General features: G+C 70.0%; 13 protein-coding genes and 2 pseudogenes. 6 read left to right on the top strand and 9 right to left on the bottom strand.

The annotated features are described in order from the left end of the window. Positions 1–155, top strand: a 155-nt coding sequence (locus ACH47Z_RS46485; protein WP_399086502.1) for a transposase, incomplete at its 5' end; no start/stop codon positions are given. Positions 156–369: 214 nt separating this feature from the next. Here the strand turns inward: ACH47Z_RS46485 and ACH47Z_RS46480 are convergent. Genes ACH47Z_RS46480 through ACH47Z_RS46470 form a run of 3 tightly spaced genes read right to left on the bottom strand, consistent with a single transcriptional unit; the run spans position 370 to position 2769 of the window. Beyond that, on the bottom strand, positions 370–1587 hold the full coding sequence (locus ACH47Z_RS46480; RefSeq protein WP_399086499.1) for an alpha/beta hydrolase: 1218 nt from the start codon (positions 1585–1587) through the stop codon (positions 370–372). Then, the gene (locus ACH47Z_RS46475; RefSeq protein WP_399086496.1) at positions 1577–2464 is read right to left on the bottom strand and encodes a hypothetical protein; all 888 of its coding nucleotides are present in this window, start codon (positions 2462–2464) and stop codon (positions 1577–1579) included. The genes ACH47Z_RS46480 and ACH47Z_RS46475 overlap by 11 nt, the downstream gene beginning before the upstream one ends. Continuing rightward, positions 2461–2769, bottom strand: coding sequence for a PadR family transcriptional regulator (locus ACH47Z_RS46470; protein ID WP_399086493.1), 309 nt, complete (start codon positions 2767–2769; stop codon positions 2461–2463). The genes ACH47Z_RS46475 and ACH47Z_RS46470 overlap by 4 nt, the downstream gene beginning before the upstream one ends. Positions 2770–2874: 105 nt before the next feature. On the opposite strand from ACH47Z_RS46470, the pseudogene ACH47Z_RS46465 reads away from it, so the two are divergent. Next, positions 2875–3078: pseudogene (locus ACH47Z_RS46465) on the top strand (helix-turn-helix domain-containing protein); the annotation flags it as partial. Between the two features lie 96 nt (positions 3079–3174). Here ACH47Z_RS46465 and ACH47Z_RS46460 read toward each other — a convergent pair. From ACH47Z_RS46460 to ACH47Z_RS46440, 5 genes are all read right to left on the bottom strand, one after another. Next, on the bottom strand, positions 3175–3774 hold the full coding sequence (locus tag ACH47Z_RS46460; RefSeq protein WP_399086490.1) for a recombinase family protein: 600 nt from the start codon (positions 3772–3774) through the stop codon (positions 3175–3177). A 248-nt stretch (positions 3775–4022) separates the two neighbouring features. Continuing rightward, positions 4023–5063 (bottom strand): IS110 family transposase, encoded by a 1041-nt coding sequence (locus ACH47Z_RS46455; protein ID WP_399086487.1) that lies wholly within the window; start codon positions 5061–5063, stop codon positions 4023–4025. Further along, positions 5054–5464: a hypothetical protein gene (locus ACH47Z_RS46450; protein WP_399086484.1), complete on the bottom strand. Its 411-nt coding sequence runs from the start codon at positions 5462–5464 to the stop codon at positions 5054–5056. Before ACH47Z_RS46450 ends, ACH47Z_RS46455 begins: the two co-directional genes overlap by 10 nt. A gap of 38 nt (positions 5465–5502) precedes the next feature. Continuing rightward, positions 5503–6147, bottom strand: a complete 645-nt coding sequence (locus ACH47Z_RS46445; RefSeq protein ID WP_399086481.1) for a hypothetical protein — start codon at positions 6145–6147, stop codon at positions 5503–5505. A gap of 448 nt (positions 6148–6595) precedes the next feature. Next, entirely contained in the window at positions 6596–6772 is a 177-nt protein-coding gene (locus ACH47Z_RS46440; protein WP_399086479.1) for a hypothetical protein, read from the bottom strand. Between the two features lie 121 nt (positions 6773–6893). On the opposite strand from ACH47Z_RS46440, the pseudogene ACH47Z_RS46435 reads away from it, so the two are divergent. From ACH47Z_RS46435 to ACH47Z_RS46425, 3 genes and pseudogenes are all read left to right on the top strand, one after another. After that, a pseudogene (locus tag ACH47Z_RS46435) lies at positions 6894–7597 on the top strand (uracil-DNA glycosylase family protein). A 255-nt stretch (positions 7598–7852) separates the two neighbouring features. Continuing rightward, complete coding sequence (locus tag ACH47Z_RS46430; protein WP_399086476.1) at positions 7853–8071, top strand: hypothetical protein; 219 nt, start codon at positions 7853–7855, stop codon at positions 8069–8071. Positions 8072–9015: 944 nt separating this feature from the next. Continuing rightward, a complete protein-coding gene (locus tag ACH47Z_RS46425) occupies positions 9016–10023 on the top strand; it encodes an L-threonylcarbamoyladenylate synthase (RefSeq protein WP_399086473.1) in 1008 nt (335 codons plus the stop codon). A 25-nt stretch (positions 10024–10048) separates the two neighbouring features. Here ACH47Z_RS46425 and ACH47Z_RS46420 read toward each other — a convergent pair whose 3' ends face one another. Then, complete coding sequence (locus ACH47Z_RS46420; RefSeq protein WP_399086470.1) at positions 10049–10690, bottom strand: carbonic anhydrase; 642 nt, start codon at positions 10688–10690, stop codon at positions 10049–10051. Between the two features lie 333 nt (positions 10691–11023). Here ACH47Z_RS46420 and ACH47Z_RS46415 point away from each other — a divergent pair. Next, positions 11024–11244, top strand: a 221-nt coding sequence (locus tag ACH47Z_RS46415) for a PAS domain-containing protein (protein WP_399086467.1), incomplete at its 3' end; no start/stop codon positions are given.

Raw genomic sequence — 11244 nt, 5'->3', positions numbered from 1 at the left:
GTCTGGGCCGCCACCGCGGGACCATAGAACGCACGATGTCCTGGCTCGCCGGATGCCGCCGCCTGCACCGCCGCTACGAGCGCAAAGCCGAGCACTTCCTCGCCTTCACCAGCATCGCCTGCACCCTCATCTGCTACCGCAGGCTTACCAAATGAGATGACTTCTTAAGGAACCGACCGTGCAAGGAGGGGACGTCCATCTGCTTTCCTTCCGATCGGAGCAAAGCAGAGCAACGTAACACTCAGTCAGGCAGGAATCGCAACGCCAATTTCCCACAAACGGTCCTTTGCCGGAGCAAGATCGGCAACGGTCCGCCAATGTCGATGTCCGGAGTCGGCTGCACGGATATCCGAACTCCTGTGCGCATGCTCACGACGCGGTGCGCTGTACCTCGATCTGGGGGTACGGCGAGGACCGGCCGGCCAGCAGCGGTTCCGGCAGGCCGCGGGCCACATGGTCGACGAACGCGGCCAGGTAGGCGTTGGTGATGGTCAGCGCGTCGTCGCTGTCGATCGACCCGAGCCCGACCACAGACCGGATCGGCGCGGCCAGGTAGTAGGCGCCGTAGTCGCTGAAGTTGAAGTGCTCGGCCCCGTTGAGCCGGTAACTCCAGACGGGCCCGGTGCTGGCTGCCAGCAAGGCGCGGGCGGCGTCGCGTTCGGATTGCTCGTCGGCATTGCTCGGCCGGCAGGTTCCGGTGATGCAGGAGCTCTGGCTGGCCACCAGCATCATCGGTTTGCCGAGTCCGGAGTGGACGACCGTGCCGAACTGGGTTCCGTCCAGGTCGGCTGCCCCGGCGCAGTGCGGATCGTCGTGGCAGGCTTGCAGCGCGGCGGCTCCGCCGAAGGAGTGGCCCAGGTACATGGTGGTGGCCGCGTCGATGTGCCCGGCGAACCGGCCGGTGGCGTCCAGCGCGGCGACCCGGGTTGTGGCGAAGCGGTCGTCGGCCGCCCATACGCTGACCAGCCGGTCGTTGGCCGGGCGCATGTCGGCCGCGTCGGAGTCCTGCGGGTTACCGGCGGGTGTCGCGCTCACCGGCCGTCCGTTCAGCACGGTCAGGTTCGCGCTGTAGGTGGGGGTGATCCCGGCGACCAGGTATCCGTGGCTGGCCAGGTTCTCCGCGAGCGTGGTGTATTGCGGCGCGGCCAGACCCAACCCGGGTTCGAGCACCACCACGGGGAACCGGCCGACGGCGACGGGGGCGTCGGTGACGGCGTGCACCCGGATGTCGTCGAAACTGGTCTCGCCCAGCCCGGGCAGGCCGCCTATGTGCAGTCCCGACCATGCGCCCGGGGCGTAGGGCGCGGGTGGCGCGCCGGGGGAGGGTGCGGCCGGGTACCACAGCCATGCGGACAGCTCCCGCGGCATGCCCGGGTGCGGGGCGAGTGGATCGGTGCGGGCGTGGTCGGTCCAGTCGGCCGTGGTCCGGCCGACTGGATAACGGCCGGTCGGGGCGGGCAGGGTGACCTGCTGCCCCCGCCGGACCGCCACATAGCCGATGTAGCCGCCGAGCGTCACCACCAGCACGATCGCCAGGACGAGCAGGGTCTTCAGGGTTCGGCGTAGCCACCGACGGTCAGTGCGCATCGACGCTGCCCCGGGTGCGTGCGATGGCGGCCCGCAGGCCGCGTGCGGAAGAGGTCGCCGCGACCACCAGCGTGACCGCCATGACCGTGCCGTAGCCGGTCAGTGCCGTAAACCCGGGCCGGTCGGCGAAGGTGACCAGGCCCCAGCCGACGCTGGCGGTAACGGCCACCGCCATGAGTGTCGTGGCGACCGCGCCGGCCAGGGTGGCGACGCGTAGCCCCGCACCGCTCGGCGTGACGTGCCGCAGCGCGGCGGCCGGTCCGGCGGCGCAGGCGGCACCGGCGAACAGGCCGAGCCCGACCAGGACCAGAAACCCGGTGGGGCCGACACCCACCCCGTGGGTGATCAGCCGGAGAACCGCCGCAGCGCCCAGGAAGGCGGATACGGCGACCGGTGGGGCGAGCAACAGCAGGCGGGCGCGGCGGCGTCCGGGATGGCATTGCGGGGCGCGTAGGACGGCGGCCACCGAGGGCAGCCAGCCGACCGCGATGGCCAGCGCCGACGTGGCCGAGGCCAGCGCGTAGACGTTGTACCACCCTGCGGCCGGGTCGGCGTGCCCGGTGACATACCAAGCCCCGTCCCGAGTGGTCTTGGCGAACAGGACGGCGCCGGCCGCCAGCGCCGTCCACGCGCAAAGGGTCACCGCGACGGTGGTGCACATCCGTCCCGTCCGGTCGTGCAGGTGCCTGCTGGGACGGGCCCAGACGCGCACCGCCGCGGCCGCGACGTCGACCACCTGCCGAACCCCGACGCCCCCGTCCTCCAGTAGGGCCGCGAACTCCGTGGCGTAGCGGTGCCGCCACGCGGGCGGATACAACCCGACCAGCACGCGCACCCGCCAGTCGGGCCTGTCCTCGGCGGCGTTCGGGATTTTCACGGCATGGCCCCTGCGGCCCGGAGCCGGCGTAGCCCCAGATCGGCCACCCGCCGCATCTGCTCCACCTGCTCGGCCAGCGTGCGCTGGCCGAGACCGGTGATCCGGTAGGGGCGGCGACGCCCTTGCGCGGGCAGCGCCTCGATCAGCCCGTCAGCTTCCAACCGGGCCAGCACCCCGTACAGGGTGCCGGGGCCGAGGACAACACCGACCGAGTTCGCGATGTCCTGAGTGATCGCGTAACCGTGCCTGGGTTCGTCAGCCAGGCTCGCCAACACGAGTACGGCCGGATCGGTCTCGGACGCCATGATTCCCCTCTCCCTCGACCTACGCGAGAGAATATATCGCGTCACGATGTATCGCCAAGCATGGTAAGCGATCTTTGGTCGCAGGCTTCTGGAGCGAGTCCCACGCTGTGGTGTTGGGGTCAAATCGAAGCGGACTCGATCGTTCTGGATGCCAAAGGGCTGCGTGCCCTGGCGCACCCGGTGCGTGTACAGCTGGACGGGCTGCTACGGAAGTATGGCCCGTCGACCGCTACTCGCCTCGCGGAGCGGCTCGGCGTGAACTCCGGCACAGCCAGTTACCACCTGCGCCAGCTCGGCGCGGCCGGCTTCGCCCGCGCCCGCCAGCCGGCCACCACCCTCGGCCCGACGTCGGCGAACAGATCCGGCCTCGGTGTCCTATCTCTGACCCACGGTGCAAAGTAGCGGTCAGGACGTGACCTTGATCTTCTTCGGCTGGCGGGGGACGGTTTTGGTCTTGTCGAGGTGCCCGTACACCGTCGACCGGGGAACGCCGAACATGTCGGCGATCTGCTGGACGGTCTTCTCCCGCTCGTCGTAGAGCCGTTGGGCGAGCGCGGCCTGGTCCTCGGTGAGCTTCGGTCGGCGCCCGCCGACCCGGCCACGGGCCCGCGCGGAGGCGAGCCCGTCGTTCGTATTCGCCACGATCAGCTCGCGCTGGAGCTCTGCCAGTACGGACAGCATCCCGAACATGGCCCTGCCTTCCATGGTGGCGGTGTCGATGCCCTGCTCGATGACGTGCAGCCCGATGCCGCGCTCACGCAGGTCGGCGCCGAGGGTCACCAGGTGCAGGACGGAGCGGGAGAGCCGGTCGAGCCGGGTGACCTTCAACGGGTCGCCCTCGCGCAGTAGCTGGAGGACGAGATCGAGCTTCGGGCGGGACGCCTTCGCGCCGCTGGCGGTGTCGACGTGGATGTTGTCGCGGTCGACGTCGGCCCGCAGCAGGGCGTCAATCTGATGATCAGGGTTCTGGTCGGCGGTCGAGACCCGCGCGTAGCCGATGAGCATGTGTCGGAATCCATCGGCCGGACCGTTCATCGACGTTGATTGCCGACGAGAGTTGCCGACACTGTCCACCTGCGGGTTCGTGATCACGCGGGCGAGTGTCGGCAGACGGTGGCGTATACCGACACTGCGCGTCCGACTCTGTGCTTGCAAGCGGTGACACGATGATGAGTGGCACCCCCTCTTGCTGGCCCCTTGCTGTGTGCTGCGAACTGAGAGGGCGGTATGAGACTACATAGCGCCTCTGTGTGTCAAGCCGCCGCTGCGAGTTGCCTTCGCTGGTCTCGCTTCATGGTCCTGTAGACCACGTTCGACAGGCGTCGTTTGAGGGCCCGGCGGGCTTCGGCCGGTGTCTTTCCCTCGGCGACCTTGCGGCGGTAGTACTCCTGGCCGCGGCCGCCGTCCCGGATCTGGCAGATGGCGATGATGTGCAGGGCTGAGTTCAGGGCCCTGTTGCCGCCGGTGTTGAGTCGGTGCCGGATGTTCTTCCCGCTGGAGGCGTCCAGTGGTGCGCTGCCGGTGTAGCTGGCGAAGTGGTGCTCGGTGGGGAAGCGGCTGACGTCGCCGATGTGGCCGAGGACCTTGGCCGCGAGCACGGTACCCAGTCCTGGCACGGAGGTCAGTGTTGTGCGTGACGCGGCGAGGGCGTCGCGCATCTGGGCTTCGTTGTCCTTGACCTGGCGGTCCAGCCGACGGAGGTCGGCCAGCAGGTCGCGGGCGATGTCAGGGCGGCAGTTGTCGGTCGCGGTGAGCGGTCGGATGCCCTTCATCAGGGTGGCGGCTTTGTCCGCGGAGAGGCGGGTGGGGGCGCCTCCGGGCAGCAGGTCGCGCAGGACTGCGTGCAGGCGGTTGGTGATGCGGGTGCGCTCGTTGACCAGGTCGTCGTGCCGTTCGGTCAGCAGGCGGAGGATCGTAGACTGGTCCTCGCGCACGACCTTGCGCAAGTCGGAGCGGAAGAGGACGACCTGGGCGACGTGAAGGGCATCGGCGGGGTCAGTCTTGCGGTCGCCGCCTGTGGCCAGGAGCCGGGCGCGGGCCGACAGAGTCGAGGGCACATCAACGACGTCCTCGTCCGCCGCGGCCAGCTGCTGGGCGAGGGTCCGGCCGAGGCCGCCGGCGCCTTCGACCGCGAAGCGCCGCTCAGGCCACTGCCCACTCCAGCGCATTAGCTGCTGGAAGGTGCCAGCGTTCACGACGAAGCGTCGCTGACCGATCTTGTGGCCTGCGGCATCGACGGCGACGGCAGTGTGAGAGGACTTGTGGGGGTCGATCCCGATGGTGATCACGCGCATCCTGACCTGGTACTCGAAGCGGCAGAAGTGTGCGGTGGGCACCCTGACTTGAAGTAGCGGTCGCACACATTCATGCCTCTGTCGAGCCACACCGCGTGGGTGCCGGTTGGCGGCGGCACGCTAATGTCGAACCCCTCTCGCAGCACCTGTACTTCGTGAGCCTGTGCCAGGGGCAGCCAGGCCAGCCGCTGTCCTGAGAGAGGGGCGAAGACGCCTTCGCCTTGCGAGGTGGCAGCGGCGAGGAGGACCCGGCCGCTGTTCCCGGCCAGGACGGTCGGGTCCCAGACGCCGGGGCAATTGATCTGGACCAGCTGCTGCCCGCTGCTGTCCCAAATGTTGATGCCGTGCCGGGTGCCGGCCGCGATCAGCCCGCGCTCGTCCTGGGTGTTCCAGGTGCACACGACATTGCCGCCGGGCCTCCAGAGGACGGCCGTCGGGGTCAGCCCCGGGCCTGCTCCCACGTCTCTGGCGGCTGGCGCACGCCAGCATCGTCGGAGAGCCTATGGCGGGTGAGCGCGGCGAGCTGGAAGCGGATGCTGGCCGCGCGGGAGGCTACGTCCGTAGAGTCGTCCGCGTACGGCTCGATGAGCGCGGCTCCGGTGAGGACCCGGCGGGATGGATCGTCCACGAGGAGCGGAAGTCCCAGCCGGGTGAGCAGCGTTCCGGAGTTCTCCCAAGCGGCGAGGGACAGCGGCATGATCGCGTCGTCGAGCGTGTGGCCAGCTTGGGCGTGAGCTGCGGTGTGGCGCCGGACGTAGGGATGCGGCGCCAGGGGATCCGCTGCGCGCGCGAGTTGGGCGCATGCCTCGGCGATCGCACGATGGACCTCGTCCTGTGCCCGCAGGGCACCTCCTGCAGGCACATCCAAGATTCCTGCGCCCCGGTGGGATTCAATCGTGAGAAGGGATTGGGGTTCGGACAAGAGCACCTCCGCTACCCGCTGGTGGGCGGGCCGATAGGTGACCCGGCTGTCCTCCTCGCCGACGGCGAGGTAACCGACTAGGCGGCTGTGGCGCACCGTGCGGATCACCGCGTCGATCTCGCTGGTGGGCGGTGCAGCCGGGCCGAGGACCGCAGCGGCCACCGCCGGCCACACCTCCGCCTACGGCAGCCCCGCACCCTGGGCGAACGCGGTGGCCCGCAGCACCGCCGGCAGCAGCCGCAGGCTGATGTCCTGGTCCCTGGCTACCTGCCGCAGGTCGTTGCTGAGCAGCGCTGTCGTTCCGGCCTGCGTCCACCGCCTGGCGGACCTGGGTGGACGAGATCGTCGTCAGCTGGGCCGTCTGCCTGCTGTCCGACCGCTCTCTTGCCGTTCGGGCACAGCAGGTACTGGCCGCAACGGAGCACCGGACCGAGACCGGCGGTCTGCTGCGGCTCGTCGCCCCAGGAACCCACAACAGCGAAGCCACCGTGCTGTTGCGCCCCCCGACCTGGTCGAACCCGTCGCCGCCCTGCACCGACTCCAGCTGCTGGAGCTGTTGCACGTCGAGGCCGCCGGGACAGCGTGACGCCTTCCATGAAGGCAAGACGGTCTACCGGTCACGGGACCGGGTGTCGGTCGCCGGAGAGTCGTCGTCCTCCGCCTCGTCCTTGGCCTTGGCCCGCACGTCCCGTGGGGTCGGGGTCACGATGTTCCGTTCCTCCGCGGACCGCTCTCGCGTCTTTTCGTCGGGCTGGGTGCCACTCCTGCGGTTGTGGTTGGCATTCATGGCAACGTCCTCTCCTCTGTTCCAGGCGGCGGGTCGGTGTCCATCGCGCGAGTACCCGGGTCCTCGGAATCCGTAACGGCCCGTGCAGGGTTTACGTCCAGGACGAGAAGAGGTGGCAGCCATGGCTGGAACGACTTCTGGGGCACCCGGCCGTGATCATGACGCGGCGCCCTGCCGCCGGGTCGGCGCGCGAGGCTGCCCGGGCTGTGGAAGGCGGCCGCGCAGTGCCGGGGCTGCCCGCTGAACCAGGACGCGACCCAGACCGTGTTCGGCGAGGGCGACACGACCGCACGGGTCCTACTCATCGGAGAGCAGCCCGGGGACCAGGAGGACCGTCAGGGCAGGCCGTTCGTCGGCCCCGCGGGCAAGGTGCTGAGACGTTCCTGACGCGGGCATCGATCCGGAAACGCGGTCAAACACTTCAAGTTCACGCTCATCGAGGGCCGCAAACGCCGGAGCCACAAGGCCACGACACTTCGCGAGATGAACGCCTGTCGGCCCTGGCTCACAGCCGAGCTGAGAGTCGTGGCACCGCAGCTGGCCCTCGGCTCGGCGGGAGGGCGGACAAAGCCCTGCCTCGGCTCGGGATTCCGGGTGAGCGAGCAACGCGGCGCCCTGCTGCCTTGGCCCGGCCTCGCCGGGAGCGGCGGAGACGGCGACGGGGCGGGCGGAGCCGAGCAGGGGATCAGCGGGCTGGTGGCGACGATCCATCCGTCCGCGACGCTGCGCGCAGTACCGAAGCAACCTCATCGATGGATGTCTCGCCGAAACAGGCCTCACCCTGACGACATCACGGCCACAAGGTCAGTAGCGCTGAGCAGTTGATCTTGCTCGTGTGCTGAAATCCTGGGCGGGCGGCGGCTGAGGGGTCACACTCGGTCGCGGGAGGGGGATCGCGTGCGGTGGGCCGTTGGCTGCCGTGGCGTTCCGAGGTGCCCTGCTGCCCTGGAGGCGGTGGGCTGATCGGTGGGGGATGTGTGCCGCGGTCGCTTCCGGGGCGGCGCCCTGCTCACGAGAGGGGACGGCGGGCGCGGAGGGCTCTCGGTGGTGGTGGTCGGCGCTGGCCCGTAGGGGTTGTCGGTGGCCGCTCATCTGCGGGCTGCCGGGGTTCCAGTGCGGATCTTCGGGGAGGCGATGGGCAGTTGGCGGCATGCCATCGCCACGGGGATGTTCCTGAAGTCGACCCCGGACGCCACCGACCTGTCTGCACCCGAGCCGGGCGGACTGCTGGCGGACGTCCGCAAGGTGCACGGTGAGTCGGAACTGACGCCGATCCCGTGCGACGTGTTCGTTCGCTAGGGGCAGTGGTTCCAGAAACGGTATGTCGGTGACGTAGAACCGGCCAGGGTCGCCAGCGTCGACCGTGGCCCAAGCTCTCCCGGGTTCGTCGTAAGACTCGACGGCGGCCGGCAGGTGACGGCGGCGGCCATCGTGGTGGCGACCGGGTTGAACGGGCTGTCGTACATACCGAAGGAGTTGCTGCGCCTCGCGCCGGAAGGAGCGGGAGCCGGGGCTCTGGTGTCGCACACCAGTCACCACAGCGACCTGTCGCGGTATGTCGGACAGCGGATCGCGGTGCCGGAGCCCACGTGCAGGTGCTCGTGCGAGAGCGGCGCGTTCTGTGGGGGTCGGTCCCGCAGCCGAGCCGCCGTGGCCACAACGGCTCGCTCAGCCCTCCTCACCCCTGGGGGCGGGCTGGACACTCGCCGCGGGCTGCCGGGCACCAGGCGGAGTGCTGCGGCTCCCCGCTGCCGCCCGGCTGCTGCTGTTCCGCCGGGCGCTGGGGCCCTCAGGTGGCTGGTGGCTGCGCGACCGGGTCGAGGATGTCGTGCCGGTGCGCACCTCGTGCCGCGTTACCCGCGCCGAGGCATCTGGCTGCAGGGCCCGGCTGGGCCTCTCCGGGCCGGGCGGTTCGGAGGGTCCGGCTGTCGACCATGTGCTGGCCGCCACCGGCTACCGTCTCGACATCGACGCGCTTGCGTTTCTCGCTCCGGCGCTACGGCGCGGCATCGTCTGCATGCCCGGCTCCAAGGCCTCTCAGCTGAGCAGTATGTTCCAACCTCCCTGCCTGGGTCGTACGTCACTGGTTCGCTGGCCGCCCCGATGTTCGGCCCCATGATGCGCTTCGTCGCCGGAACGCAGTACGCCGCCGACCGCGTCGCCCGCGATGCCGCCCGATGGGTCGCCGCTCCAGGACCGTGGACCGGTCTCCACGGAAATTGGGGGAGCGGAACAGTGGCAGGATGGCGAGGGTGACGGCAAGAACCAGTGACATCGAGAAGGCGGCCGGTGTGCTGCGCGCCGGCGGCCTGGTGGCCCTCCCCACCGAAACCGTCTACGGACTGGGCGCCAACGCCGAGGACCCCGCCGCTGTCACGCGTATCTTCCAGGTCAAGGGGCGCCCGCCCTCCCACCCGCTGATCGTCCACATCGGCGGCGCGGAGCAGTTGGACGACTGGGTCCAGGACGTGCCCGCGACGGCGCGCCTGCTGGCCGAGCATTTCTGGCCGGGGCCACTCACGCTGGTGTTGCGGCGCGGTGGCCGGGTGCCCCGCGAAGCGACGGGCGGCCTGGAGACGGTGGCTGTGCGCGTGCCCGATCACCCTGTTGCACTCGCGCTGCTGTCGGCCTTTGGCGGCGGTGTCACGGCCCCGTCCGCCAACCGCTTCGGGCAGGTCAGCCCCACCACCGCGGACCATGTCCGTGCTGAGCTTGGTGATGCTGTCGACTTCGTGCTGGACGGCGGCTCCTGCGAGGTGGGGGTGGAGTCGACCATCGTCGACGCCACGGGCGAGATCCCGAGCATCCTGCGGCCTGGCGGGGTGACGCGTGAGGACCTCGAAGCGGTGCTGGGCCATCGGCTTGCGGTTCCCTCGACGAGCCGTGTCCGGGTGCCGGGCCAGCATCCGTCGCACTACGCGCCGCGCGCGCGGGTCGTCCTCGTCCAGCCGGAGAAGGTGATCGCCGAGGCGGAGCTCGCGCAGGAGCTTGGGCACCAGGTGGGCGTCTTCCTTCCCTCCGCTTTCGCCGGAGCCCCGGTCAAGGTGCACGCCGTGGTGGCTCTCCCGGGTTCGATGGACGCCTACGCGCGCGGGCTGTACGGGTTCCTGCGGGAGCTCGACCAGCAGGGGTGCGACCTCATTGTCGCGTCCTTGCCGGCGGAGGAGGGCCTGGGATTGGCGATCGCCAACCGGCTTCGCCGCGCCGCGGGGCCCCGGTCCTCCCCGGTCTCCGGCCTCCAGCAGCACTGAACACCGGGGTGGCCGGGAGCGGGTTTCACCGTGTGGGGGCACCAGCCCTGCTTAGGCCGTGGGAGGCGACCAGTTGTGCACTGCCGTCGGCCAGGCGGTAGGACAGGCCCACCACGGCGAGCCGGCCGGCGGACACTCGCTCGGCCAGGACGCGGGAGCGTTCCAGCAACAGGTCGACGGTGTGCCTTATGTGCTCGGCGAGGATCTGTTCGGGCTGCTCGCGTCCGGCGGCGCGGGCCGCCAGCACGCTCGGGGTCACCCGCTCGACAACGTCACGGACGAAGCCGACGGGCACCTGGCCGCCGTCGGCGGCGGCGCGGGCAGCTGCGATGGCCCCGCACGAGTCATGGCCCAGCACCACGACCAGCGGGCAGTCCAGCACACTTACGCCGTACTCGATGCTCCCCAACGTCTCCGCGCCGACGACATGCCCGGCGTTACGCACGACGAACAGATCCCCGAGTCCCTGGTCGAAGATGATCTCGGCGGCCAGCCGGGAATCGGAGCAGCCGAACAGCACCGCGAAGGGGCTCTGGGCCGGGGCGGTCTCGGCCCGGCGTACGGCGTCCTGATTGGGGTGCTCGGGGGAGCCGGCCACGAACCGGTGGTTGCCAGCGAGCAGCATCGCGAAGGCATCATCGGGAGTCGGCGCCAGCGTCTCGGTCATGGCGGAAGGCTACGGCCGGCCCCGCCAAATCGCGCGGCCGGGTCCACCGATGGCGGCCTGCGCACCCTCCGCGGCCAGAACACCCAGACGCCGGGCGATGCCACCCTCCTCGGCGATACCCCAACCAGAAAGACCGGCGTTCGCAGTACGCCGTCCTCCGGCGCTGGCGGTGACGCACATCAGGCCCCGACACCACGCAACGAGGCGGGCCCCGGTCACGGCGTGCGCCGGATGGGTGTCGCAGCCATCATCGATTGCCCACGAGTGAGCTCGACGGGCGCGAGAGCAGGCCCCTTCGTAGATTGAAGAGGGAGTTGCCCGCAGGGAACGCGTGTGTCCAGACCAGAGATCGACTACACGGCGGCTTTCGCCGTCCTTCCGAGCCCGTGCCTGATGCTCGGCACGGACCTGGTGATCATCGACGCCAACTGGGCCTTCTGCGAGGTGACCGGACGTAGTCGGGTCGAGCTGGTCGGGCAGTACCTCTTCGACGCCTTCCCGGACAACCCCGCCGACCCGGAGGCCGACGGGGTGGAGACGCTGAAAGACTCACT

Source organism: Streptomyces sp. NPDC020192 (genome assembly GCF_044388685.1).
Classification (GTDB): domain Bacteria; phylum Actinomycetota; class Actinomycetes; order Streptomycetales; family Streptomycetaceae; genus Streptomyces.
The sequence above is the reverse complement of the archived record's forward strand: the minus strand, read 5'-3'. Positions and strand labels throughout refer to the sequence as shown.